At 62.2% G+C, this 26,020-nt stretch carries 25 protein-coding genes; 17 read left to right on the forward strand and 8 right to left on the reverse strand.

The genetic code is table 11. The features are described 5' to 3' along the window. The first annotated feature begins 4 nt into the window (after positions 1–4). Positions 5–385 (forward strand): cupin domain-containing protein, encoded by a 381-nt coding sequence (locus AC1DWZ_RS17515; RefSeq protein WP_477170217.1) that lies wholly within the window; start codon positions 5–7, stop codon positions 383–385. A 149-nt stretch (positions 386–534) separates the two neighbouring features. After that, positions 535–1,227: a MarC family NAAT transporter gene (locus tag AC1DWZ_RS17520; RefSeq protein ID WP_477170218.1), complete on the forward strand. Its 693-nt coding sequence runs from the start codon at positions 535–537 to the stop codon at positions 1,225–1,227. Between the two features lie 8 nt (positions 1,228–1,235). Here AC1DWZ_RS17520 and AC1DWZ_RS17525 read toward each other — a convergent pair whose 3' ends face one another. The 4 genes from AC1DWZ_RS17525 to AC1DWZ_RS17540 all read right to left on the reverse strand — a co-directional run bounded on the left by AC1DWZ_RS17525 (position 1,236) and on the right by AC1DWZ_RS17540 (position 5,428). Then, entirely contained in the window at positions 1,236–2,549 is a 1,314-nt protein-coding gene (locus tag AC1DWZ_RS17525) for a methyl-accepting chemotaxis protein (RefSeq protein WP_477170219.1), read from the reverse strand. Beyond that, positions 2,524–3,060, reverse strand: coding sequence for a PAS domain-containing protein (locus tag AC1DWZ_RS17530; RefSeq protein ID WP_477170220.1), 537 nt, complete (start codon positions 3,058–3,060; stop codon positions 2,524–2,526). Before AC1DWZ_RS17530 ends, AC1DWZ_RS17525 begins: the two co-directional genes overlap by 26 nt. A 266-nt stretch (positions 3,061–3,326) precedes the next feature. After that, positions 3,327–5,033 carry a methyl-accepting chemotaxis protein gene (locus AC1DWZ_RS17535; protein WP_477170221.1) on the reverse strand — a complete coding sequence of 569 codons (1,707 nt, stop codon included), beginning with the start codon at positions 5,031–5,033 and terminating at the stop codon, positions 3,327–3,329. A 59-nt stretch (positions 5,034–5,092) separates the two neighbouring features. Then, complete coding sequence (locus AC1DWZ_RS17540; protein WP_477170222.1) at positions 5,093–5,428, reverse strand: hypothetical protein; 336 nt, start codon at positions 5,426–5,428, stop codon at positions 5,093–5,095. Between the two features lie 434 nt (positions 5,429–5,862). Between AC1DWZ_RS17540 and AC1DWZ_RS17545 the strand changes: the two genes are divergently transcribed. After that, positions 5,863–6,972, forward strand: coding sequence for an AraC-like ligand-binding domain-containing protein (locus AC1DWZ_RS17545; protein ID WP_477170223.1), 1,110 nt, complete (start codon positions 5,863–5,865; stop codon positions 6,970–6,972). Here the strand turns inward: AC1DWZ_RS17545 and AC1DWZ_RS17550 are convergent. Next, the gene (locus AC1DWZ_RS17550; RefSeq protein WP_477170224.1) at positions 6,934–7,698 is read right to left on the reverse strand and encodes an SDR family oxidoreductase; all 765 of its coding nucleotides are present in this window, start codon (positions 7,696–7,698) and stop codon (positions 6,934–6,936) included. The two genes, AC1DWZ_RS17545 and AC1DWZ_RS17550, sit on opposite strands and share 39 nt — an antisense overlap. 134 nt (positions 7,699–7,832) lie before the next feature. Here AC1DWZ_RS17550 and AC1DWZ_RS17555 point away from each other — a divergent pair, with 134 nt between their 5' ends. Next, a complete protein-coding gene (locus tag AC1DWZ_RS17555) occupies positions 7,833–8,762 on the forward strand; it encodes a LysR family transcriptional regulator (RefSeq protein WP_477170225.1) in 930 nt (309 codons plus the stop codon). Between the two features lie 33 nt (positions 8,763–8,795). On the opposite strand, the gene AC1DWZ_RS17560 is transcribed toward AC1DWZ_RS17555, so the two are convergent. The 3 genes from AC1DWZ_RS17560 to hrcA all read right to left on the reverse strand — a co-directional run bounded on the left by AC1DWZ_RS17560 (position 8,796) and on the right by hrcA (position 11,597). Beyond that, positions 8,796–9,719, reverse strand: coding sequence for a DMT family transporter (locus tag AC1DWZ_RS17560; RefSeq protein ID WP_477170226.1), 924 nt, complete (start codon positions 9,717–9,719; stop codon positions 8,796–8,798). A 146-nt stretch (positions 9,720–9,865) separates the two neighbouring features. Continuing rightward, entirely contained in the window at positions 9,866–10,450 is a 585-nt protein-coding gene (grpE, locus tag AC1DWZ_RS17565; RefSeq protein ID WP_477170413.1) for a nucleotide exchange factor GrpE, read from the reverse strand. 46 nt (positions 10,451–10,496) lie between these two features. After that, positions 10,497–11,597, reverse strand: a complete 1,101-nt coding sequence (hrcA, locus tag AC1DWZ_RS17570; protein WP_477170227.1) for a heat-inducible transcriptional repressor HrcA — start codon at positions 11,595–11,597, stop codon at positions 10,497–10,499. Between the two features lie 545 nt (positions 11,598–12,142). Between hrcA and coxB the strand changes: the two genes are divergently transcribed. From coxB to AC1DWZ_RS17635, 13 genes are all read left to right on the forward strand, one after another. After that, a complete protein-coding gene (gene coxB / locus AC1DWZ_RS17575) occupies positions 12,143–13,102 on the forward strand; it encodes a cytochrome c oxidase subunit II (protein WP_477170228.1) in 960 nt (319 codons plus the stop codon). A gap of 47 nt (positions 13,103–13,149) precedes the next feature. After that, positions 13,150–14,775: a cytochrome c oxidase subunit I gene (ctaD, locus tag AC1DWZ_RS17580; protein ID WP_477170229.1), complete on the forward strand. Its 1,626-nt coding sequence runs from the start codon at positions 13,150–13,152 to the stop codon at positions 14,773–14,775. Between the two features lie 58 nt (positions 14,776–14,833). Continuing rightward, positions 14,834–15,787: a heme o synthase gene (cyoE, locus tag AC1DWZ_RS17585; protein ID WP_477170230.1), complete on the forward strand. Its 954-nt coding sequence runs from the start codon at positions 14,834–14,836 to the stop codon at positions 15,785–15,787. A gap of 1 nt (position 15,788) precedes the next feature. Then, complete coding sequence (locus AC1DWZ_RS17590) at positions 15,789–15,923, forward strand: hypothetical protein (protein WP_477170231.1); 135 nt, start codon at positions 15,789–15,791, stop codon at positions 15,921–15,923. Further along, a complete protein-coding gene (locus AC1DWZ_RS17595; protein ID WP_477170232.1) occupies positions 15,923–16,540 on the forward strand; it encodes a cytochrome c oxidase assembly protein in 618 nt (205 codons plus the stop codon). The genes AC1DWZ_RS17590 and AC1DWZ_RS17595 overlap by 1 nt, the downstream gene beginning before the upstream one ends. 76 nt (positions 16,541–16,616) lie before the next feature. Continuing rightward, on the forward strand, positions 16,617–17,441 hold the full coding sequence (locus tag AC1DWZ_RS17600; RefSeq protein WP_477170233.1) for a cytochrome c oxidase subunit 3: 825 nt from the start codon (positions 16,617–16,619) through the stop codon (positions 17,439–17,441). Positions 17,442–17,476: 35 nt separating this feature from the next. Next, positions 17,477–17,842: a DUF983 domain-containing protein gene (locus tag AC1DWZ_RS17605; RefSeq protein WP_477170234.1), complete on the forward strand. Its 366-nt coding sequence runs from the start codon at positions 17,477–17,479 to the stop codon at positions 17,840–17,842. Between the two features lie 21 nt (positions 17,843–17,863). Further along, positions 17,864–18,646 (forward strand): SURF1 family protein, encoded by a 783-nt coding sequence (locus tag AC1DWZ_RS17610; RefSeq protein WP_477170235.1) that lies wholly within the window; start codon positions 17,864–17,866, stop codon positions 18,644–18,646. Next, positions 18,643–20,151, forward strand: coding sequence for a carboxypeptidase M32 (locus tag AC1DWZ_RS17615; protein WP_477170236.1), 1,509 nt, complete (start codon positions 18,643–18,645; stop codon positions 20,149–20,151). Before AC1DWZ_RS17610 ends, AC1DWZ_RS17615 begins: the two co-directional genes overlap by 4 nt. A 146-nt stretch (positions 20,152–20,297) precedes the next feature. Then, complete coding sequence (locus AC1DWZ_RS17620; RefSeq protein ID WP_477170237.1) at positions 20,298–22,403, forward strand: sensor histidine kinase; 2,106 nt, start codon at positions 20,298–20,300, stop codon at positions 22,401–22,403. Between the two features lie 165 nt (positions 22,404–22,568). Next, the gene (thrC, locus tag AC1DWZ_RS17625) at positions 22,569–23,984 is read left to right on the forward strand and encodes a threonine synthase (protein WP_477170238.1); all 1,416 of its coding nucleotides are present in this window, start codon (positions 22,569–22,571) and stop codon (positions 23,982–23,984) included. A gap of 20 nt (positions 23,985–24,004) precedes the next feature. Then, positions 24,005–25,288, forward strand: coding sequence for a M16 family metallopeptidase (locus tag AC1DWZ_RS17630; protein ID WP_477170414.1), 1,284 nt, complete (start codon positions 24,005–24,007; stop codon positions 25,286–25,288). Positions 25,289–25,347: 59 nt separating this feature from the next. After that, positions 25,348–25,989, forward strand: coding sequence for a GNAT family N-acetyltransferase (locus AC1DWZ_RS17635; protein ID WP_477170239.1), 642 nt, complete (start codon positions 25,348–25,350; stop codon positions 25,987–25,989). Positions 25,990–26,020: the final 31 nt, after the last annotated feature.

Here is a 26,020-nt window from a genome sequence, read left to right on the forward strand (position 1 = left end):
CATCGTGTCGCAGGCGCAGGAAGAGGTGAAGCCCCATGAGGAGCTGAAACCAGGACGGCGGATCGTCCGCACCAAGACGAAACCTTTTGCCGCCTATGACCTGGAAGGGCCGCTGCAGCATGACATGTCGATCATAGAATTGTCCTATGACCGCCATAACAAGCAGGGCGCCTATCTCATCCGCATGGAAGCCGGCGCCGAGACCATCGCCCATGAGCATCCCTTCCGCGAGGAATTCCTGATCCTGGAAGGCGAGCTCATCGAGAGCGACGGCACCCTGCTGAAGGCCGGCGATTTCGTCATGTACGATCCGGGGACTGTCCATAACAGCCGGACCGAGAAGGGCTGCCTGCTGCTGGGGATCGATTGGTCGCGGCGGGAGTGAGCTTCCTTATCTAGCCTAGGTAGATCACGTCATCTCCGGGCTTGACCCGGGGATCTGCTAACAGCTGATGGATATCGCGCCCGATCGCACCTGATCCCCGGGTCAAGCCCGGGGATGACGTAGAGATGGACGGAGAGAATGAGGGCCCTATGACCAGCAATTTCCTCTCTTATGTCGGCTGGACGGTGGCGACGCTGGTGCCGATCATCAATCCGATTTCGGCGGCCGGCATGCTGATCGGTATCACCGGGCAGCTGACCAACGAGGAGCGCAACCGCCAGATCACCATGGCGTGCATCTACATGACCGGCATCCTGCTCGCCTTTCTGCTGGCGGGTGTCCTCATCATGGATCTGTTCGGCATCTCGATCCCGGGCCTGCGCATCGCCGGCGGCATGATCGTGGCGTTCCTGGGCTTCCGCATGCTGTTCCCGCATGAATCGGAACTCGACCAGAGTTCCGATATCGAAGCCCGGCAGAAGGTGGATATTTCCTTCACGCCTTTGGCCATGCCGGGCCTCTCCGGCCCGGGTTCCATCGCCTTGGTCATCACCATGTCGACCACGGTGCAGCAATCGGGCGCGCTCTCGACACCCATGACCTATCTGGTCATTTCGATCGGCATCATCCTCACGGCCATCATCATCTGGCTGTGCCTGCGCGCGGCGGGCCTCCTCAACCGCCTGCTCGGCGCCAACGGCATCGCCGCCATTTCGCGCATCATGGGGTTCCTGATGGTGTGCATCGGCGTGCAGTTCGCCATCAACGGCGTCAAGGATTTGCTGCACGATCCGGAATTCTGGCCGCAGAGCTTTCCCCCAGCCCAGGTCGGCACGCCTTAGCCCTCAGGCTACGACGCGTGAATGCTGGCCAGGAATTTCTCCACCTCGCTGCGCAAGGTACCCACTTCGCCACCGATCTTGGTCGAAGCGCCGTCGATGCGGGTGGCGGTCTCGCCGGTGTCGCTCGCCGCTTCGCTGATGCTGGCGACGTTGGTCGAAACCTCCGCCGTGCCGGCCGAGGCTTGTTGGACGTTGCGGGCGATTTCCTGGGTCGCCGCACCCTGCTGTTCCACGGCCGTGGCGATGCCCGTCGAGATTTCGCTGATCTGGCGGATGGTTTCGCTGATGTTCTGGACCGCCTGAACGGATTCGGTCGTGGCTCCCTGCATTTCGGAAATCTTGGTATTGATTTCCTCGGTCGCCTGGGCGGTCTGGTTGGCGAGGCTTTTCACCTCCTGCGCCACCACCGCAAAGCCCTTCCCGGCTTCGCCGGCGCGTGCTGCTTCAATGGTCGCGTTCAAGGCCAGCAAATTGGTCTGGCTGGCGATCTCGCTGATCAGCTTGGTCACGTCACCGATCCGCTGGCCAGCCTCCGCCAGGCTGCGGATCTGCATGTTGGTGCGGTCGGCGGCAGTCACCGCCTGATGGGTGATGCGGTTTGATTCGCCGACCTGCCGGCTGATCTCGGCAATCGAGGCGGAGAGTTCCTCGGCGGCACTGGCCACCGTCTGGACATTGACCGAGGCCTGGGCCGAGGCGGCTGCCACAGCCGTCGCCTGGCGACTGGTATCGTTGGCGGTGCCAGCCATGCTCCTGGCATCCGCTCCAAGGTCGGTGGCGGCACTGGACAGGGTCTTGGCAACCGCGTCCATGCTGCTGCCAAAGCTTTCGGCGACGCGGGCGAGATCACGTACCTTGCCATCCATCCGTTCGGTACCGGCATTGATCACCTGGGCCCCATTGCGGTAGGCGCCGGGCAGGCCGCGCAGCAGCACCTTGCGGAAACGCTTGCCGCGGCTGAGATAGTCGACCGAAGCGGACGCTTCGCGCACGAAGGCATCGACAATATCGAGCATGTCGTTGACGGCCGTCTGCAACTGGCCGAGATCTCCGCGGTCGCGGGCAACCGGGATGCGCGCTTCGAGATTGCCACGGAACGCCTGCACGCAGACCTCGGCTGCCGTCTTGATGTACCGCGCCGTCTGGCGCAAGGACCAAAGGCCGAATCCAAGGCAGGCAATGAGGATCACGAGTTCAAGCGCACTGTCCCAGGGTGCCAGCGACGGCCCGAACGCAAAGCGCGCCAGATTAACGAGGATGAGACCCGCCAGGGCCGTCCAGATCGACAGGCCGGCCTTAGACAGAGAAGATAAATTCGTCATATTCCAGTCCCTTGTCGCGGAGCAGGTTCAAGAGCAGCTCGTAACTGCGCAGCATGCCGTCCTTGCGGCTGTCATGACGGTTCTCTTCGGCAAGCAATGTCGCATAGAGCGGTTTGATCTTGGCGATCTGCGCCGCATCCGGTTTGCGCCGGTTCGAGTGATAGCCGAGGATGTTCTGCTTGGCATCGAACGTCGGCGTCACATGGGCGAACACCCAGTAATGGTCGCCGTCCTTGGCCATGTTCAACACATAGGCGAAGATTTCCTGCTTGGCCTGGATGGTGTCCCACAGCAGCTTGAAAACGCAGCGCGGCATGTCGGGATGGCGGATCAGGCTGTGCGGTGCGCCGATTAGTTCCGGCAGCGGAAATTTCGACAGCCGCGCGAACACGCTGTTGGCATAGGTGATGCGGCCCTTAAGATCGGTCTTGCTGACGATCAGTTCGTCTTCGCTATAAGGACATTCCACGCCGGTGGGCCTGACCGCCCGGCGCGTTGATGCTTCTGTCATGTTCGAAACCTGTTTCCGAGCCATCTGAGTTTCCGGATTGAGTCGCCAACCCGGGATATCTACCCACCCCGAACGGCGTGGCGATTTTCACTCATGGCCGAAAATGATTGCTAAAAGGCTAACAGGTCTCCAGTGGTCGATCACAGTCCGTAATTGTACGTAGTGTCGCGGCAAAAAGGCTCCCGGGAACTCTCCTCGATGAGCGCCCCGGAAGCCTCCCGCACGACCTCGCCGGTTGGTTATATTCGGTCAGATTTCATATCCGATTAGGCAGATCGCACGCCTTCAAGGAATTGAGTCACGGACTGGCGCAAAGTGTCCGCTTGCCGCGACAATGTGCCGGCGGTGCCCAATACCTGGGTCGAGGCCGTCCCGGTCTCACCGGCGGCTTGGGTGACGCCACCGATGTTGGATGACACGTCCTGGGTACCCTGCGCCGCCTGCTGCACATTGCGGGCGATTTCCTGGGTCGCGGCACCTTGCTCTTCGACTGCCGAGGCGATGGTGGTGGTGATCTCGCTCATCTGCCCGATGATCGTGGTGATACCCTTGATCGCCAGCACAGCTTCTTCGGTGCTGCTCTGCATGCCGGAGATCTGGACGCCGATATCCTCGGTCGCCTTCGCCGTTTGCGTGGCGAGATTTTTCACCTCCGACGCCACCACGGCGAAGCCCTTGCCAGCCTCGCCCGCCCGCGCCGCCTCGATCGTGGCGTTGAGGGCGAGAAGATTGGTCTGGCTGGCAATGTCATTGATGAGGCCCACCACGGCGCCGATTTTTTGGGCCGCCTCAGCCAGGATGCGGACAGCACCGTCGGTGCGTTCAGCATCGGCCACGGCCTGCCCGGCGATCTGGCTGGACTGCGATACCTGGCGGCTGATCTCGGAAACCGAGGCGGAAAGCTCGTCGGCGGCGGCAGCCACCGTCTGCACATTTGCCGAGGCCTGCTCCGAGGCGGCAGCCACCGCCGTCGCCTGGCGGCTGGTTTCTTCCGCCGTCGAGGACATGCTCTGTGCCGTTGCCTGCAATTCGCTTGAGGCAGAGGTCAGCTGCGCCAATTCGCTGGTCATCGTATCGTCGAACGTCTTGATGAGGCCGTCGATCACTGCCTGGCGGCGTTCCTTGGCCCTCTGCTCCTCAGCCTGCTGGGCGCGCATCTCTTCGGCAGCGCTGGCCGTGTCCTTGAACACCTGCAGCGCCCGGGCAATATCACCGATTTCGTCGCCGCGGGCACCGCCGCTGATGTCGATGGTGAGGTCGCCGCGCGACAGGCGGTTGAGATTGTCGATCGAGCCAGCCATCGGCTTGCTGATACCCAGCGTCGCCAGCAAATAGCCGAAAGCGAGGCCACCGACGACGCCCGCGATCGAGACCACGACCATCAGCATCTGCGCAAAGGCAGCGTCGGATGCCGCGGTGGCGGACACTTCGGCCCCCTGCTGGTTGACGAAGTCCGAATAGGCCCGAACCGTCTTCTGCAGGACATCGGCCTTGGGACGGCTCTTGGCAACGGCATCGAGCAAGCTCTGCTGCGCCTCGCCCAGTTGCACGCTGGCACCCACGGCACGTGCCGTCGCAAAGGTATTTTCCAGTTCGGCGTTGTATTCCTGGTAACTTTTCTCGACCTCCTCGAGCAGCTTGGTGCGCGTTTCGCCAGCCGTGATGCGCAGTTGAGCCAAGCGCTCCTCGAACAGCTTGCGGTCTTCACCCAGGCGCACCGTGCGCGCTTCCAGGCCGGCGGCCGACGGATCGAGCGCCAGATAATATTCGGTGCGGTTGAGGCCGATGACGTTCTGATTGAGGCGGGCACTGGTAACACCTTCGACGCCGCTGATGGTGACCTTGCCAAGATCGGTTGCGGCACTGCGCAGATAGAGGACACCCACGCTGGCCACGGTGGCGATGATCACCGCCATCACGCCGACCAGCAGCACCAGTTTCGAGCGGATCTTCCAATTGCTTAGCTTCATCATGACGGCGCCTCCTGGATCGCCGGTTGCCTCGCGTGAGGCGGACGACATGTGGGAACAGGTCAAAAAGACGTGGATTGGCGGATCTCTGCGCGGTGGAGATCGTCTCTCGTTCGACGGATCACCGTCTGTTGCAGGGCGAGGAGCGAGCTGGCCACCTCGCGGCCGATCGCTTCCAGCTTGAACAGAAGCGGCGGCAGATTGGCGCCGGCGCGGATGCCGGCCCGTACCTCGTCGATGGCCATGCAATAGGATCCAGTCAGGGTCGCGAGCTCGGCCGATTGCTGGGTGTCGGCCAGATGGAGCAATTCGTCGACCATGCGCTGGGCGGCATCCGCCAAGATTTGGCTGCGCGCCGCCAGCACCTGATACCGCCGCAGCTTGAACCGCGCGTGCATGTCCCCTCCCCCGTCAAGACGCCCCCATTTGCGAGACACTCCACCTGAGATGCCCAATGAGTGGGTCCTGGGAAAATTGTCCGCTCCGCGAACCTCAGCCGTAACCATTAACGATTGATTGATTCGGGGGCCGCTTCGCCAGCTGGCAGCGCGTTAGTTCCTGTTTGGACAAGTTTTTCTTCCCGCTCCGGCAAACATCACCGACCCCGCTGCCCGACAATGCAATCTCAGGACTGTGGTCTTAGGGATCAGGCAAATGCGAAAATGATCCCATGAACATCGGGCGCGTCCGTCAGCGGGGGCTGGGCGGTATCGATCAGCTGGGGATCGGCCGGGGCGCGAAACGGGGAGGTGGCGGGCCGGATCGGCGCCGCCAAATGCGGGGACGGCGCCTCAATTCACGAAGCGCGGCCCCAAGACTTAGGATCGATTCGATGCCGTCGCGGACTGGGCCGTTGCAGATTGGCAAACCGCAAGGGTCGCTGACGTTCTCGACCGACGACGTCCCGCTTGCGCAGCGGCCGGCCTATTGGGAGGAGTGCGTCGCACGCGTCTATCTGGCGCTGTCGATCCAGCCGCTGGGCGAAGCACCCTTTCGCGCCGCCTTGAAGGCCAATACCGTGCATGACATCACCGTGGCACATAGCACAACGACGGCGCAAAGCGGCCAGCGCTTTGTCCAGCCAGCACAGGATGAGCGGTGCCTGCTGCTGATCAATCTTAGCGGCACCATTCATCTCCGCCACAATGATCGCGATGTGTCGCTGGGGCGCAACGACATGACTGTGATCGACTCACGCCTGCCGTCGCAATATAGCATTCCGGAAGGGGCTGCGACTTTGGCGGTCAACATGCCGCGCCAGGCGCTGGTGGACCGCTTTCCGATGAGCCGCCTGTTCGCCGCAGCAAAGCTGCCGGCCAGCCTGCCGATGCAGCAGATGACCATCGGCTTCTTCACCAATCTCTTTGAGAATTTCGGCGAGATCGCCGCCGGCATCCGTGGCCCGACCTCGCTGCGCCTTGCCGGTCATGCCGTCGACATGCTGGGCATCGCCCTCACCGACGCGCTCGATGCCAGGGTACCGGCCTCGCCCTATCGCGCTGCCTTGCTGTGGCGCATCAAGGGTTTCATCGACGAGCATCTTCATGAACCGATGCTCAGCATTCAGGCGGTCGCCGCCAAGTACCGCATCACGGCGCGCTATGTGGCGATGCTGTTTCGCGAAGATGGCACGACCTTCAGCGATTTTGTGCGCCAGCGGCGGCTGGAACATTGCCGGCGCCAATTGGAAAAAGCCGGCATGGATCAACGGCAGATCGGCGAGATCGCACTTGCAGCGGGCTTTGCGAACCAGGCGCATTTCAGCCGGCTGTTCCGCGCGGCCTATCACACAACGCCACGGCAATATCGCAGCGCCTTTCAACATTCGGCTCTGCTGCCGCAACGCCTGGACGGGACAAGCCATCTCCCCCGGCAGCAGGCTGCCGGGGGAGATCCGCCGGATTTAACCGCGGCTGATCGAAAGACCACCATCGACGAGTGAAGCGGTGCCGGTGACGAAGGACGCGTCGTCAGAGGCCAGATAGAGCACCGAGCGGGCGAGTTCTTCCGGACGGCCAGCGCGCTTCAGGGCGTGGAGGTTGTTGAGGAAGGCCTGGGCCTCCGCGGTGCTGTTCTTCTCGCGGTACATCGGCGTATCGACGGCACCGGGCAGGACCGCATTCACGCGGATGTTCTGTGGGCCGTATTCGGTGGCCAGCGCCTGGGTGAGACCGATGATGCCGGACTTGCTGGCGGAATAGGCCGCCATGCCGGGGAAGGAGCCCGTGTGACCGACGAAGGTCGAGGTGAAGATGATCGACCCGCCACCGCGCTTCTGCATCGCCGGGACCTGGTGCTTGGCAGCGAGGAACGAGGCGGTGAGATTGACGGCAATCGTCTGGTTGAAGTCGGTTTCCGTGACCTCGGTAGTGGGGCCGACCGGGCCCAAGGTGCCGGCATTGTTGAAGGCGATATCGAGGCCGCCATAGGTTTTCTCTGCGGTGGCGACCAATGCCTTGTTGAACGCTTCCGACGCGACATCGCCGGCCACGGCGGTGGCGTCGCCGCCGGCCGCCTTGATTTCACCGACCAGCGCGGCCAGCTCGGCCTCGCGGCGGGCCGCCACGACGACCTTGGCGCCTTCCTTGGCAAACAATTTGGCGGTTTCCCGGCCGATGCCTGAGCTGGCACCGGTCACAATCGCCACTTTTCCAGCTAAACGACCCATGATGACACCCTTTGATTTTGCGGGAGGACCCAATGCCCTGCGCCGATGGACAGAAGCTAGGGCTTCTCTTGACATGAATAAAGGAGCAGGAAATGATCAGATCATTCAGCTTTTATGAATGATATGAGGAAAACATGGACCGGCTGCGGGCGTTCGAGGTGTTTGCCACGGTGGTCGCCAAAGCGAGTTTCACCAAGGCGGCGGATGCGCTGGAAACCTCGCCAGCCAATGTGACGCGCTATGTCAACGAATTGGAGGCGCATCTGGCCACCCGTCTCCTCAATCGCTCGTCACGCAAGCTGTCGCTGACGGAAAGCGGGACGGCGCTCTTCGAGCGCTGCAAATCGATCCTCGACGAGGTGGCGGAAGCGGAGGCGCTGGCAAGTTCCACCACATTGCAGCCCCGGGGCCGCCTGCGCATCAATGCCGGCGTTACCTTCGGCATACGGCATCTGGCGCATCTATGGCCTGCCTTCATGAAGAAGTATCCGGAGATCGATCTCGACATCGATCTCATCGACAGGGTCGTCGACATGGTCGAGGAAGGTTACGACCTCGTCATCCGCGTGTCGGCAGCGGCCAGCCCCACCAATCATGTGGCGCGGAAGCTCGCGACATCGCGCAACATCGTCTGCGCGGCACCCAGCTATCTGGCGCGCCATGCGCCACCGCAGACGCCGGCCGATCTCGCCGCGCACGCCTGTCTCGGTTTCTCCTATGCCGCGACCGGCGATGAATGGCATTTCACCGACAAGGCTGGAAAGCCGCTGCGCGTGAAAGTCAATTGCGCCTTTCATACCAACAATGGCGATACGCTGCGCGAGGTGGCGCTGGCGGGGCAAGGCATCATCCGTCCGGCGGCCTTCCTGGTCGGCGACGATCTGCGTGCCGGCAGGCTGGTGCGGCTGTTGCCCGATTATCCGCTCAATGACACCGATCTGCTGGCGATCTATCCCAGCCGGCGGCATTTAAGCGCCAAGGTGCGCGTGATGATCGATTTCCTGAGTGCTGCCTTCAAAGGCACACCACCCTGGGATCGCTCCACGGCGCCCTACGGCACCTAGCATTCCCTCTCCCTTTAGGAAGAGGGAGAAGAGTCAGGGCGTCTTGTGTCCGCGATCGAGCGTTGTCGCGACCACGCCTGCGACGATGACGAGACCGCCGCCCCAGGTTGCCAGGCCATAATGTTCACCAAGCGCCAAGGTGCCGATGAGCAGGCTGGTCGCTGCGGCGACATAGCCGATCTGACTGAGATAGACCGGACCGCCGACCACCTGCAGTCGGAAGAAGAGGGCGAACATCACTGTGGCGACCGCGATATAGGTGGCGACGATGCCGGGACTAAGGGTCAGCATTGCGAATGGCCAGGCACCGTCCATGACCAAGGCGGCGATGACGAGAAAAACGGCGGCTGCGGCATTGCTGCCCATCGCCAGCGCCAAGGGTTCGCCACCCTCTGGCCAGTCGATCGTACGGTAGACATTGCCGGCAGCAAGACTGACTGGCACGACCAGGGCCGCGAGCGCCCATTTGAGATCCGCCGGCTGATCCACCTGGCCCTTGGAGAAAACGACAATGAGCGCGCCGACGCAGCCGAGCAAGATGCCGCCGATGCCGACCCAGCCTGGGCGCTTGGTCCTGAGCAGGATGGAGAAGGTCAAGGTCACGATCGGCGACAGGGTGAAATAGATCGCGGTCATGCCGGCACCCAGATACGGCACGGCGGCATAGAGGACGAGATTGGGAATGACGTAAGCGAGGAGTGCCGTCAGAACATAGTAGCGCAGATGCGGCGCATCGATGCGAACCTGCTGGCGCCGGATGAGGAGGATCACCGTGAGCACCAGCGCGCTGCCGCCGGCAATGGCGAAGGACCAGGCGGCCGCGGATATCCCCGCCTCCCGCGAGATCTTGCCCAAAGGGGCGCCAAGCCCCAGCAGCACACCGGTCGAAACCAGCAGGCGGAGTGCCAGGAAGCTTTGTGCGTGGTGGGTCTGGGTGGGAGTCGTGTCCGTGGGCATGGCTAGCCAGTTTGTTGCCCACCCCCCTCTCTAACTCTCCCCCTCAAGGGGGGAGAGGATTGGAACGAGTTGGATGAGAGAGTTAGGCTTGTTCCCCCTCCCCCCTTGAGGGGGAGGGCCGGGGCGGGGGGTATAAGTGACGGTTCTTACGCCACCGTGTCCACGTGATCCGGTGCGTCGCCGGCGGGTTTTGGTTCGCCCTTGGCAACGCCGACCAAGGCTGGGCGCAGCAGGCGGTCGTGCATGACGTAGCCGGCCTGCAGGACCTGGACCACGGTGCCGTTGGGCTGGTTGGTGCCGGGCACTTCGAACATCGCCTGATGGAGATTGCTGTCAAACTTCTCGCCTTCCGGCCACAGGCGTTTTATCTGCTGGCGCGTGAAGGCGGCATCCAATTGACGCTCGGTTGCCGAGACACCGTCGTAAAGCGATTTCAGCGCCTCGTCCTTGGCAACGGCGTCGGCCGGAATGGCCGCGAGCGCACGGTGCAGATTGTCGGCGACGTCGAGCATTTCCTTGGCGAAGGTCGACGCAGCATACTTCGCGGTCTCGTCGCGTTCGCGCGTCAGGCGCCGGCGGGTATTTTCGGTTTCGGCGACAGCCCGCAACAGCTGGTCCTTCATGGCGAGATAATCAGCCTGCAAGGCGGCCAGATCGACGGTCTCAGCCGCCGGAATCTCGCCCTCCCCCACAACGGGATTGTCCAAAACCTCTTTTTCCTCAGAACCCATCGTCACGACGACCAACTCCTAAATCAAACTGCTTGAACGTGGTGGATCAGCCGAGAATCCGACTGATGACCTTGGCGGTATAATCCACCATGGGAATAATGCGCGCATAATTAATGCGGCTGGGGCCGATGACCCCGATCGCCCCGATCAGCCGGCGCTGGCTGTCGCGATAGGGCGAGATCACCGCGGAACAACCAGCCAAGCCAAAAAGATCGTTCTCGGCGCCGATATAGATCTGCACGCCATCGGCCACCTCGGCCGCTTCGACCAATTTAAGCAGCTGTTCCTTGGTTTCAAGAGCGGCAAAAAGCGAGCGCAGGCGCTCCAGATCCCCGATTCCGGTGACGTCGTCGAGGAGATGCGCCTGGCCGCGCACGATGAGGGCGCCGCTATTGTCTTCCTTCGACCAGGAGGCAAGGCCAGCTTCGACCACCGTTTTGGTCAGCTGGTCGAGGGCAGCACGCTCGGTTTCAAGCTCCGTCAGAATCTGGTCGCGGCCCATGCCGAGCGTCCGGCCAGCCAAGCGCGTGGTGAGATAGTTGGTGGCCTCGACCAGGGCCGAGGACGGGAGACCCAGCGGCACATCGACGATGCGGTTTTCCACCATGCCGCCTTCGGTTACCATCACCACGAGAGCGCGGCCGGGGGCGAGGTGCACGAATTCGATATGCTTCAAGGGCCGGTCGGTCTTGGGCGCCACCACCATGCCGGCACAACGCGACAGGCCGGACAGCATCAGTGTCGCCTGGTCCAACACTTCCGGCAGAGAGCGGCCGATGGCGGCGCATTGCACGTCGATCGAGGCGCGGTCGTCCTCGGTCAAGCCACCGGTTTCCATCAACCCATCGACGAAAAGGCGCAGGCCCAGGTCGGTCGGCAGGCGGCCGGCAGAGGTGTGCGGGGCAAACAGCAGGCCCAGTTCCTCAAGGTCCGCCATGACGTTGCGAATCGTGGCCGGCGACAATTGTCCGCCCGTGAGCTGGCCAAGCCGGCGCGAGAGAGTCCGCGAACCCACCGGTTCACCAGTTTCCACATAGGCTTCGACGATGGTGCGGAAAATGTCGCGAGAGCGCGCCGAGAGCTCGCTCAACACCGGCCGGTGCTGGGCGCTGGTCAGGCTGCTGCCAGAATTTGGTCGATATTGCATGGCGTTGCTCAAAAGTTCCGACTCAATCTAAGGCGTCGCTCGACAGGGTTCAACACGCGCCTTTCAGATGCCGGCCCCATTATGCCTGACCAGCGCGCGGCGCAGCAAACAATCGGCGCCAGTCCGAAGTTTGGGCCGAAGTTTGGACCGGAAGTTTGGGTGGGCTTTCGAGTCCCACATCTTCGTTAACGAATATTAACCGTCTCTCTTGCGGCACATTGCCGCATAATTGCTGTGGTTTCCTGCCGTGACCGGTTTCTGCGGCTGGTTTGGGGTCCGCAGAGCGCGCGCTTTACCCGCCAAGCCCTTAGCAAAGCTTGAGCTAACGCAAGGTCCCGTGTAGTTTCAGCCTGCTTTCGGACCATTTCCGTCGCTGCGAATACAGCCATGGAATCCGAGGCACGAAATCTTTAGGGGATGCGTGACAGCAGGTGACCGAGGTAGGGCGTCGGCTGTCGCGAGATTGATCATGCCAGGGCGGTTGGGGCCAAATCCATGCATAAGGATTTTTGTCCTATCCCCTAGCCAGAACGGATGGGATCGACATGTTTCTGAACCGCATGCACGACTGGGCTAAGCAAAGCTGGGCCAAGCAAAATTGGGCTGGCCAAAATTGGGCTGGGCTGACCGTCGCCACGGGTTTGGTGGGCGCCGCGCTGCTCGGCAGCAGCGCCGTGGCCCTGGCCCAAGAAGCGGTGATTGGCGCCGCGCAACCCGACCAGATCGGCATGCAGCCGGCCGCAACCTCGATCGCCGAGGACATTCATTTCTTCCACAATGACATCCTGATGCCGATCATCACGATCATCACCGTCTTCGTGATGCTGCTGCTGCTGTGGATCATCTACCGCTACCGCGCCTCGAAGAACCCGGTGCCGTCGAAGACCACGCACCATACCGGCCTCGAGATCGCCTGGACCGTCATCCCGATCCTGATTTTGATCGTCATCTCGATCCCCAGCTTCAAGCTGCTCTACAAGCAGCTCGACCTGCCCAAGACCGACCTCACCATCCGCGCCATCGGGCACCAATGGTATTGGTCATATGAATATCCGGACAACGGCAACTTCACCTTTGACGCCAACATGATCCCGACGGCGGAGTTGAAGCCCGGCCAGCTGCGCCTCCTTGAGACCGACAATGAAGTCGTGGTCCCGGTCGGCAAGAACATCCGCATCCAGATCACCTCGACCGACGTCATCCATGCCTGGACCGTGCCCAGCTTCGGCATCAAGCACGATGCGGTCCCCGGCCGCGTCAACGAAAGCTGGTTCAATGTCGATGCCGACAAGGCCGGCATCTATTACGGCCAGTGCTCGGAACTGTGTGGCACGGCCCACGCGTTCATGCCGATCAAGGTGCGTGCGGTGCCGCAGGCGGAATTCGATGCCTGGCTCGCCGAAGCGCAGAAGAAATTTGCCAAGGTAGACGGGGTTACGGTCCCGGGCAGCAATCCGACAGATGTCGCCGTTGCAGCGCCGGCCGCCACTCAGCCGGCCAATTGAACAAACATAGCTAATCCGAGCCAGGAATACGAGTTAGGACAAGAGCCATGAGCCCCGTCAGCACCACCCATCATCACGAAGAACATCACGATCATCACCCGACCGGTATCGGCCGCTATCTGTTTTCGACGAACCATAAGGACATCGGCACGATGTACCTTATCTTCGCGATCTGCGCCGGCCTCATCGGCGGTGCCTTCTCCGTCTATATGCGCGCCGAGCTGATGCATCCGGGCATCCAGTATTTCGGCACCGATGCGGCCGTCGACGGCCAGCATTGGAACATGGTGATCACCGCGCATGCGCTGATCATGATCTTCTTCACGGTCATGCCGGCGCTCATCGGCGGCTTCGGCAACTGGTTCGTGCCGCTCATGATCGGCGCGCCCGATATGGCCTTCCCGCGCATGAACAATATCAGCTTCTGGCTGCTCATTCCCTCCTTCGCCCTCCTCCTCGGCTCGTCGATGGTCGATGGTGGTGTGGGTGGCGGCTGGACGCTCTATCCGCCGCTGTCTGACGAAGGCCAGCCGGGCATGGCAGTCGACATGGCCATCTTCTCGATGCACCTTGCCGGCGCCTCCTCGATTCTGGGCGCCATCAACTTCATCACCACCATCTTCAACATGCGCGCCCCGGGCATGACGCTGCACCGGATGCCGCTGTTCGTCTGGTCGGTGCTGGTCACGGCCTTCCTGCTGCTGCTCTCGCTGCCGGTCTTCGGTGGTGCGATCACCATGCTGCTCACCGACCGCAATTTCGGCACTGCCTTCTTCAAGCCCGACCAGGGCGGCGATCCGATCCTGTTCCAGCATCTGTTCTGGTTCTTCGGCCATCCGGAAGTCTACATTCTCATTCTCCCGGGCTTCGGCATCATCAGCCAGATCGTCTCGACCTTCTCGAAGAAGCCGGTGTTCGGCTATCTCGGCATGGCCTACGCCATGGTGGCGATCGGCTTCGTTGGCTTCGTCGTCTGGGCGCATCACATGTACACGGTCGGCCTCGACGTCGACACGCGCGCCTATTTCACCGCAGCGACGATGGTCATCGCAGTGCCGACCGGTGTGAAGATCTTCAGCTGGATCGCCACGATGTGGGGCGGCTCGATCGACTTCAAGGTGCCGATGGCCTGGGCGTTCGGCTTCATCTTCCTGTTCACCGTGGGTGGCGTCACCGGCGTGGTGCTGGCCAATGGCGGTCTCGACCAGAGCCTGCACGACACCTATTACGTGGTCGCCCACTTCCACTATGTGCTGAGCCTGGGTGCCGTGTTCTCGATCTTCGGCGCCTATTACTACTGGATCAGCAAGATCACCGGTCGCGAGCATCCGGAATGGGCGGGCTGGATCCACTTCATCACGACCTTCATCGGTGTGAACCTGACCTTCTTCCCGCAGCATTTCCTGGGCTTGGCCGGCATGCCGCGCCGCTATCCGGACTATCCGGATGCCTATGCGCTGTGGAACTACGTCTCGTCGATCGGCTCGTTCATCTCGTTCGGCTCGACCCTGTTCTTCGTGGTGATGGCGCTCTATTCCGTCTTCGCCGGCAAGCGGGCCGCTGCCAATCCCTGGGGCGTGGGCGCCACGACCCTGGAATGGACACTGCCCTCGCCGCCGCCGTTCCACACGTTTGAAGACCTGCCGGTGATTGAACCGGCCAAGCACCACTAAGACCCGACCCGGGGGGGGGAGATATCTCCCCCGCCCCACTACTTCTGGAATGGATAAAGTGCGTCGAAACGCGCTCGATATACCGCTTGAGACCGACGTCCCGAACGCTGCCGACATGATTGCGGCCGGCGCCCGGGTTGGCGATTTCTGGGCTCTGCTGAAACCCCGCGTGATGTCGCTGGTGGTGTTCTCGGGATTCGCCGGTCTTTACGTGGCACCCGGACATATCCATCCGCTCATTGGCGCGGTGGCGGTGCTGTGCATCGCGGTGGCCGCCGGTGCCTCTGGCGCCATGAACATGTGGTATGACGGCGACATCGACAGCGTCATGAGCCGGACCTGCGAACGCCCGATCCCGAAAGGTTATGTCGAGCCGCGCCAGGCGCTGGCCTTCGGCCTCACCCTCTCCGTCTTTGCGGTGATGGTGATGGGCCTTGCGGTCAATCTGGTGGCAGCCGGCCTCCTTGCCTTCACCATCTTCTTTTATGTCGTCGTCTATACGATGTGGCTGAAGCGCCGCACGCCGCAGAACATCGTCATCGGTGGTGCTGCCGGCGCCTTTCCGCCGATGATCGGCTGGGCGGCCGTGACCGGCAGCATCGACTGGGCATCGGTCGCCTTGTTCATGCTGATCTTCATGTGGACACCACCGCATTTCTGGGCGCTGGCTCTGTGGCGCAACCCCGACTACACCAAGGCCGGTGTGCCGATGATGCCGGTCGTGGCCGGCCTGCAATCGACCAAGCGCCAGATGCTGGTCTATACCCTCACCCTGCCGCTCATCGCGCTGGCGCCGGTCTATCTCGGCGTTGCCGGCTGGATCTACGGCGCGGTGTCAATGGCCCTCAATGCCGGTTTCATCTATTACGCCTGGCGGGTCCTGCGGTCGGAAGACATGGTCTGGCCGAAGCGCATGTTCGGCTTTTCGCTTTTGTATCTGTTCCTGCATTTCGCCGTGCTGATGATCGATCGCGCGCCCGGCCTGCTGGTGCGCTTCGGCGGGGTCCTCTGAGATGAGCCAGCAAAGCCAGATCAACGCTGAACGCGCCAAGCGCCTTCGCCAACGCAACTGGGCGCTGGCCGGGGCCCTGCTGCTGTTCGTGGTGCTGGTCTTCGTGATTTCCGTCGTCAAGATGGGGGGTGCCTGATGGCGCAACGCTCCCTCAACCAGCGCAACCGCAATCTGATGATGATCCTGATCGGCCTGGTGGCCGGCATGATCGGCCTCGCCTACGCCTCGGTGCCGCTTTACGATTTGTTCTGCAAGGCGACCGGCTTCGGCGGGACACCGCTACGGGCGGCAGAGAATGACAGCGCGGTCGGCAACCGCATCATGACGGTGACGTTCAATACCGATCTCGGCCAGGGCATGCCGTGGCATTTCCGTCCGGAAGTGCCGAAGATGGAGGTGCGCACGGGCGTCACCTACAAGGCGCTGTTCATCGCCGAGAACCCGACCGACCGCACCATCACGGGATCAGCCACCTTCAATGTCTCGCCCGACGTGTTCGGCGAATATTTCGTCAAGGTGCAGTGCTTCTGCTTCGATAAGCAGGTGCTGAAGCCCCATGAGCGGGTCGAGATGCCGGTGGTCTTTTTCCTGGACCCGAAGCTGGAGCAGGATCCCTATTTGAGCAAATTGCGCGATGTGACCCTGGCCTATACCTTTTTCCAGGTGGCAAACGACCCCGCCGCCGGTCAGGTTGTGGGTGACGGCAGCGCAGGAATCAAGCCGGCGGAAGCTGGCCAAGGCGGCGGCAGTTAAGTAGATTATCGTTGGAACCGGTCGATCGGGGGAAAGCCCGGGGTGATCGACCGTTGTGAAAGAGAGAGTTGAAGCCATGAGCGACGCGGCACATAAGCCAAACCATCCCTATCACCTGGTCAATCCCAGCCCGTGGCCGTTGGTCGGCGCCATCGCCGGCGGCGTGTTCTTCATGGGCATGGTGCTCTACATGCACGAGAAGGCCAGCTTTGGCCTCGCCGTGACACCAGGCATCATCTTGCTGCTGGCCACCGCCTTCTTCTGGTGGCGCGACGTGGTCCGGGAGGCTCAGGTCGATATGGCGCACACCCCGGTCGTACAGATCGGCCTGCGCTACGGCATGGCTCTCTTCATCGCCTCCGAAGTCATGTTCTTCGTCGCCTTCTTCTGGGCCTTCTTCGATTCCTCGCTGTTCCCCAAGGAAGCGATCGGTGGCGTGTGGCCGCCCAAGGGCGTCCTGGTGCTGGATCCCCTCGCCATTCCGCTCCTCAACACGATGATCCTGCTGCTCTCGGGCTGCACCGTCACCTGGGCGCACCATGCGCTGCGCGAAGGCGACCGCAAGAGCTTCATCCAGGGCCTGGCCCTCACCGTGTTGCTCGGCCTGATCTTCACCAGCTTCCAGGCGTTCGAGTACATCCACGCACCGTTCGCCTTCAAGGACGGCATCTACTCGTCGACCTTCTACATGGCGACCGGCTTCCACGGCTTCCACGTGATCGTTGGCACCATTTTCCTGCTGGTCTGCCTGTTCCGTGGGATCAAAGGCGACTTTACGCCGGACCATCATTTCGGCTTTGAAGCCGCCGCCTGGTACTGGCACTTCGTCGACGTGGTGTGGCTGTTCCTGTTCGCCTGGGTCTACATCTGGGGTTCGGGTCCCGGCCCGTACCATGGTTAAGGCGGAAACGCCGATTATCCGGTGAGGGAGCGGTTTTGACCCTTCCCTCGCCTATCCTGACCGGATTGGCCTGCCGTTGTCCGCGCTGCGGACGCGGCAGGCTTTTTCGTGGCCTGCTGGCCATCAACGATACCTGCAGTCAATGCGGCTGCGACCTCAAGGCCGCCGACAGCGGCGACGGCCCGGCCGTCTTCATCATCATGATCCTGGGGGCGATCGTCGCACCTCTGGCGATCTGGACGGAATTCGCTTGGGAACCGCCTATCTGGGTCCATATCCTGCTATGGCCGCCGGTGGTGGTGGGTGGGGCCATCGGCCTGCTGCGGCCGATGAAGGGCGTTCTCATCGCCCTCCAGTTCCATCACCAAGCCAGTGAACATAGAGTCGGCGACGCCGACTGAACATCTGATCGAATAGTTGAGATGAAACTGACTTTTAAGCCCAAATTCTGGCCGACCGTTTTCACCGTTCCCGCGGTGATCTTCATGATCGCCTTGTCCGTCTGGCAGGTGCAGCGGCTCTATTGGAAAGAGGGACTGATCAATGAACGGGTGGAGCGCACCAACGCGGCGCCCATCGACCTGCCGGCATTGGGCAGCGAGATCGAGGCGGTCGATTTCCGCCGCGTGACGCTGCATGGGCATTTTGACCATGCCCATGAATTCTACATGGCGGCACGGTCGCAAAACGGCAATGTCGGCTATTGGATCGTCACCCCGCTGCTGGTCGATGACGGCAAGAGCGCCGTCCTGGTCAATCGCGGCTGGGTCCCGGATGACCGCAAGGATCCCACCCGCCGCGCCGAGGGGCAATTGGCCGGCGCCGTCACCTTCGATGCCATCATTCGCCAGCCGCAAAAACAAAGCTGGTTCCAGCCGCCCAACGAACCGGTCAAGAACCGCTGGTTCTATCTGTCGCCGGCGGAAATGGCGGTGGCGAGCGGCCTGCCGCTGCGGACCGATCTCTATCTCGATGCGGTGAAAGCCGATATCCCGGGCGGCTTTCCGATCGGCGGCCAGACACGCATCAACCTGCCCAACGATCATCTGAGCTATGCCATCACCTGGGCGGCATTGGCGGTGGCACTCCTCGTCATCTATGTGATGTACCACCTCAATCCAGCCGCCAATGGGCCAGCCGCCAATGGGCCAGCCGCCAGCGGGCCCCAGCCGACCAACTTGCCTAAAGAGGACCAGCCATCATGAGTTCCAACGCCTATGGCCAGTTGGAACAGCGCTTTGCCCGCATGGGTGCGCTCAATGAAGCAGCCGGCATGCTGCATTGGGACATGGCGGCGGTGATGCCGGAAGGCGGTCATGAATCCCGCGCCGAGCAGTTGGCAACACTCAACGTCATTGCCCATGAAATGCTGACGTCCGCCGAAACCGCCGACCTGCTGGCGCTGGCCACCGACACCGGCCTCGACGATTGGCAGCGCGCCAATCTTCATGAGATGAAGCGCATCTATGTGCATGCGACCGCCTTGCGCCCCGATCTCGTCGAGGCCATCACGCGCGCCCGCGCCGCCTGCGAAAAGACCTGGCGCGAGGCGCGGCCCAAGGGCGATTTCGCCTTGGTGCAACCGAAGCTGCAGGTGGTGCTGGATCTCTTCCGCGAAAGCGCCAAGGCCAAGGCCGAGAAACTGTCCATCAGCCCCTATGATGCGCTGATGGATGAGTTCGAGCCGGGCGCCCGCGCTGCCGACATCACGCCGGTGTTTGATGAATATGCAGCCTTCCTGCCGGAATTCCTGGGCCGCGTGCTGGAACATCAGGCGCGGCGCGGCGCCGCTGTCGCCCCACTGGGGCCGTTCAGCATCGCCTCGCAGAAGGCGCTTGGCGAAAAGCTGATGGCGACCATCGGCTTCGATTTCAACCATGGCCGCCTGGACACATCGCTGCACCCCTTCTGTGGCGGTACGCCGGACGATGTGCGCATCACCACCCGCTATAACGAAGACCAGTTCGCTGATGCCATGATGGGTGTGGTGCACGAGACCGGGCACGCCATGTATGAGCGCGGCCTGCCCGTGGCCTGGCGCCGGCAGCCGGTCGGCCAGGCCCGCGGCATGGCGCTTCACGAAAGCCAGTCGCTGATCATCGAGATGCAGGCGGCACGCAGCCCGGCCTTCTGCCGCTTCCTGTCGCCGCTTCTCAAGGATACCTATCCCGGCAATGAAGCGGCCTTCGCGCCGGAGAATCTTGCGCGTTTCTACACCCGCGTCGAGCCGGGCTTCATCCGCGTTTCCGCCGACGAGGTGACCTATCCCGCCCATGTCATCCTGCGCTATCGGCTGGAGCAGGCGCTGATTGCCGGCGATCTGACTTTGGGCGACCTGCCCGGTGCCTGGAATGACGGCATGAAGCAGCTCCTTGGCCTCACCGTTATCAATGACCGCGACGGATGCCTGCAGGACATCCACTGGTTCGATGGCCTGTTCGGCTATTTCCCCTGCTACAGCCTCGGTGCCATGACGGCGGCGCAATTCTTCGCCGCTGCGTTGCGCGACGAGCCGGGCATTCCGGCGGCCATCGAAAAAGGCGATTTTGCCCCGCTGATCGGCTGGCTGCGGACCCATGTCCATGGCCGCGGCTCGAGTCTCACCACACCGGAAATCGTTAAGGCCGCCACCGGGCAGCCGCTCAATGCCGGAATCTTCCGCCAGCATCTGGAGCGCCGGTATCTGGGCCAAAATCACGATTTGACGTGATTTGCAGCATTTTCGGGTTAATTTCCCGACTGTCCGCGATCAAATCAGGGCAAAAAGCGCACCTACACCTGTGCGCTGTAGGACAAATGACTTAATCACTTGAGTCGTCCGCCCGCCCTTGGCAGCATGGCCCAAAGCGGGGCTGAATGAACATTCGCAACAGTAAGTCGTGGCAAGTGGTCGATCCGGCGCAGCGTCCCTATGCGGCGCTGCTGGCGCTGATCGGCGCTGCCTGCGCCTATCGGGTTGCCCTGGATATCGCCAATTGGTGGCCAGACGCGGTGCCGATGTTGTGGGGCGCGCCTGCCTTCCTGCTTGGCCCCCTGCTGCTGCTGGGACGGCGCTATCTGCCCGCCATGGCGCTGCTCGCCATCCTGGTACGCATCTTCGTCCATGAAAATTGGAGCGATGCCTTGCTGGGTGCCAGCGGCGATGTCGTTGGCGCGGTGGCCGTTGCCGGCGCCCGACATTACATGCTGCCCATCGATTTGCGGTTCCGCCGCCAGGCCGATCTGTGGCGCCTGGTCGTCCTCGCTTGCCTGGTTGCACCGGCGCTGCTGTTTGGCCTGGCATTGCTGGTTTTCTATGCTGCAGGCGCCATCCCGGCCAGCGGTTTGCTGCCCGCCTGGATCATCATGCTGGCCGCCAATGCGGTCGCGTTGCTGGCCAGCGTGCCCTTCACCCTGGTCTGGGTCACGCAGTCGCAGGCGCGGCGCCCGCATGCAGCTGAACTTCGCTGGGTCGCTTTCATCGTCCTCTTGTTCCTGTGGCTGAATTTCTGGCCGCCCACCGCCTTCATCGGTGAATTGGTCTTCATCAGCATCCTGGCCCTGCCGTTGGCCTTCTATGCGCTGACGCTCTATGGGCGCCGCGGGTCGACGTTGGCCGCCCTTGCTTTCACGCTGATCATGACCGTGGGCGCCAGCCATGGTGCCACCTTGTTCCATGACGTCGCCAGCGAACGCGAACTGCCGGCCCTGATCATCTTCGTGCTGGCGTGTGAGCTGGGATTGATGGCCGTGGCGATTGCCCGGGCCGAGCATGACCGGCAGCAGGACCGCATTGCTGAAAACGAGTCACGGTTGCGCATCCTGATCGACAATACCAAGGTCGCCCCCTATGCCATGCCCGGACCCGAATTCATCACCTACAGCTTCATCAGCGACCGCATCGAGGCGATGACCGGCTATACCGCCGAAGACTGGCAGAAGCCCAAGGCCTGGTTCAGCTTCATGCAGCCAGATGACCGGGTGCGCATGGAACAGATCACCGCCCGCGATTTGAAGCTGGAGCAGGATTACGAGTGGGAATACCGCTTCATTCACCGCGACGGGTCGACAGTCTGGATCCGCGATCTGTTCCGTATCGACCGCAAGGTCGACGGGTCGCTGGAACTCCGAGGCATGATGACCGATGTCACCGTGCTGAAAAGCCGCGAGCTGGCGCTGGCTGAGCGCGAACGCGAACTGAAGGAAGCGCGCGACCATGCCGAGGCGGCCAACCGCGCCAAGTCGAGCTTCCTCGCCACCATGAGCCATGAACTGCGCACGCCGATGAACTCGATCATCGGTTTTGCCGAAGTGCTGAACGCAGAAGCCTTTGGCAGCCTCAGTCCGCGGCAACGCGAATATATCAGCCATATCGCCAGTTCCGGCCAGCATCTCCTCCACCTCATCAACGATATCCTGGATATGTCCAAGATCGAGGCGGGGCGATTCGAGCTCAGCGAAGAATTGGGTGACCTTGTTCCCCTGGTGGCAGGGTCCGTGCGCCTCAACGACCCGGAAGCCGCCAAATACAATGTCAAGATCGAGGTCGACAATCCGGTGACCGGGTTGGGGCTGATGGCGGACCAGCGCGCCATCCGTCAGATCCTCATCAACCTCATCTCCAACGCCGTCAAATTCAGCAAGCCGCAGGGGCTGGTCAGCGTTCGGGTCCGGCGGCTGGAAAGCGACGCCATTGGTGGCGAGGGCGGCATTTCCGTTGCTGTCATCGATCGGGGCATCGGCATGTCGCCGGATACACTGGCGCGCATTTTCGAGCCTTTCTTCCAGGGCTCCGGCGCCGACTTCCACCACAAGCGCGAAGGAACGGGCCTCGGCCTTGCCATCTCGCAGAAGCTGGCCCAGATGCATGGCGGGACAGTCACCATTGAAAGCGAATATGGGGCTGGCACGACTGTGACCCTGATCCTGCCCGAATCCCGATTGCAGGAGATTGGAGCCAGTGCCATCCGGGCCAACGGTTAGCTCCCGGGGCTAGGCTCCGGGGCCGGTTTTCGCCGTCTTCCGTCACTTAACCATGACAATTTCGCAAGCCGCCCGCCCGCTAAAGGGGATCGGCATTGCTTGTCATGACTGCGCAAGCCCCGTAATTTGAGGCGCATTTCCGTCCCGCATCCAGACGAGGTCCCCTTGCGTTACATCAGCACCCGCGGTCAGGCGCCCAAGCTCGATTTTGAAGCCGCGCTGCTCACCGGCCTTGCCCGCGATGGCGGCCTTTACGTGCCGGATGCCTGGCCGCAATGGAGCGCCGGACAGTTCCAGAAGCTGGCGGGCCGGCCCTATGCCGAAGTAGCTGCCGCCGTGATGAAGCCGTTCGTCGGCAACAGCCTGAAGCCGGCACAACTCGACCAGGCGATCAAAGCAGCCTATGGCACGTTCCGCCACCAGGCCGTGGCCCCCCTTGTGCAGATCGACGAGAGCCTGTGGCTGATGGAATTGTTTCATGGCCCGACCCTGGCCTTCAAGGATGTGGCGCTGCAATTGCTGGGGCAGCTTTATGACATGGTCCTCAAGGCGCGCGGCGAACGCATCACCGTGGTCGGCGCCACCTCCGGCGACACCGGATCGGCAGCCCTCGAAGCCTGCAAGGACCGCCAGTCGATCGACATCTTCATCCTGCATCCGAAGGGCCGCGTTTCCGAAGTACAGCGGCGGCAGATGACCACGATCGATGCAGGCAACGTCTATAACATCGCGATCGACGGATCGTTCGACGATTGCCAGGACATGGTCAAGGCGATGTTCAACGATCCGAGGTTCCGCGACCGCGTCAACATGGCGGCGGTGAATTCGATCAACTGGGCGCGCGTGATGGCGCAGATCGTCTATTACGTGACCGGCGCCCTGGCCTTGAGTGCGCCAGGCCGGGCCGTCAACTTTGCGGTGCCATCGGGCAATTTCGGCAATGTGTTCGCCGGTTATGCGGCACGGTCCATGGGCCTGCCCATCGATCAGCTGATCGTGGGCTCGAACCGCAACGACATCCTGACCCGCTTCTTCACCTCGGGTGAGATGAAGATGAGCAAGGTCACGCCCTCGCTCTCTCCCTCCATGGACATCCAGGTTTCCAGCAATCTTGAGCGGCTGCTGTTCGATCTCTTCGACCGCAAGGGCGACAAGCTCGGTGCCGCCATGAATGCGTTCCGCGAGAGCGGCCGTTTTGAAGCACCCAAGAAAGGCTGGCCGAAGCTTGCCAAAACCTTCAAGGCGCATCGCCTTGATGACCGCGAGACACTGTCTGCCATGCGCGACATCTACAAAAGAACCGGCATGCTGGTCGATCCGCACTCAGCGATCGGCATCGCGGCGGCGTTGGAACAGCGCAAAGGCCAGAAGGCCGGCCGCACGCCGACCATCGCGCTTGCTACCGCGCATCCGGCGAAATTCCCCGACGCGGTCGAAAAGGCTACCGGCATCCGCCCGACCCTGCCGGCGCATCTTGCCGATCTGCTCTCCCGCAAGGAGCGGCTTTCGGAGCTACCCAACGACCTCAATAAGGTGCAAGACTATGTGCTGGCCCATACCAGGCTTGGGCATAACAGATAATAGGTTCTGACTTCGTGGATATGATCACCGGCAAAGAGACGGAGGCCAGCGTCGAGATTACGACGCTGGACAATGGATTCCGCATCGCCACCGACCGCATGGCGTCCGTCGAGACCGTCTCGCTCGGTGTCTGGGTCGGCATCGGCACACGCCATGAAGAGGCGGCGGAGAACGGCGTTTCGCACCTGCTCGAACATATGGCGTTCAAAGGCACAAAGCGCCGCTCGGCCCGCGACATCGCTGTCGAGATCGAGAATGTGGGCGGCGTCCTCAATGCCTATACCGGCCGCGAGCAAACCGCCTATTACGCCAAGGTGCTGTCCGGCGATCTGCCGCTTGCCGTCGACATTATTGCCGACATCTTGCAGTATTCGACCTATGACGCTGCCGAGCTGGAGCGCGAGCGTGGCGTCATCCTCCAGGAGATCGGCCAGGCCGAGGACACGCCGGACGACATCGTGTTCGACTACTTCCAGGAAGCGGCCTTTCCGGACCAAAGCATGGGCCGCCCGGTCCTGGGCCGCGCCGAGATCATCGAAGATCTCAAGGCCGACGCCATCGCACGCTATCAGACCAGCCGCTATCGTCCCGGCAACATGGTGCTGGCGGCAGCTGGCCAGCTGGAGCATGCACGGCTCGTCGACATGGCCGTCAAAGCCTTCGACAATCTGCCGCGCGGCAATGCCGCCATCGTTGAGCCGGCGCGCTACCAGGGCGGCGAGACGCGATTCCCACGCGATCTCGAACAGGCGCATATCCTGCTGGGCTTCGAGGGCATCGGCATTCACGATCCTGATTATTATGCCAGCGCTGTGCTGTCGCAATTGTTCGGCGGCGGCATGTCCTCGCGCCTGTTCCAGGAAGTGCGTGAGAAACGCGGACTGGTCTATGGCATCCACAGTTTTGCCAGCGCCTGGAACGATGCCGGCCTCTTTGGCATCTATGCCGGCACCGGCGAGACGGAGGCCAAGGAATTGCTGCCGATCGTGTGCGATGAGCTCTTGAAGCTGCCGCATGACATCAGCCACGAGGAGCTGCGCCGCGCAGCAGCGCAGCTCAAAGCAGGCATCCTGATGGCCCGGGAAAAAACCTCTGCCCGTTGCGAACATCTGGCAGCGCAATTGCTTGTCCATGACCGCGTACTGACCCCGGCCGAGATCGTCGCCAAGGTCGATGCCGTGACGGTGGCGGATCTTGCCCGCGTGGCGGAACGCCTTCTCAAATCGACGCCGACCCTCACCACCATGGGGCCGGTCGATCACGTCATGGATCTTGCATCTTTGCGCGCGCGCCTGCAGGCTTGAGCGGGGTTTCAGGCGTCTGTTCGTGACGCCCGGAAAGTACGCGCTGGCGAGGGTTTCGCATGTTTCTCTTCGAACCGACCTATCGGCCCTTGCCGCCGGTATTGCTCGGTAAATCGGTGTTTCTGCGCCCGCCTTTGATGGCGGATTTCAAGGTCTGGGCGGCCTTGCGCGCGGAAAGCCGCACCTTCCTCGAACCCTGGGAACCGCTCTGGGGTGACCGGGCCTTGGCGCGCAGCACGTTCCACGCCCGGGTCGACCGCGTGGCGCGGGAATGGAACTCGGATCAGGGCTATTCCTTCCACATCTTTGCCACTGGCCGCGACGATATCCCAAAGGGCCAGCTGCTGGGCGGGGTCAACCTCAACAATGTGCGGCGCCTCTCTGCCCAGGCCTGCAATCTCGGCTATTGGATGGGCGCACCCTATGCCGGCAATGGGCTGATGCGCGCGGCCCTGGACGTGCTGCTGCCCCATGCCTTTGCCCCCGAAGACGGCGCGTCGCCGGGCCTCGGCCTTCACCGCATCGACGCCGCTTGCATTCCCGAAAACACGCCCAGCCGCCGCTTGCTGCAACGCTGCGGCTTCCGCGAGATCGGCCTTGCCCCCGCTTATCTCAAGATCAATGGCGATTGGCGCGACCATATCTGCCACCAATTGCTGGCGGAGGATTATGAAAAGAGAAAGACGAGAGTCGATTTATAGCTCGTCATGGTCCGCGCAGGATGACGACTGA

Source organism: Dongia sp. P2_B8, assembly GCF_056404715.1.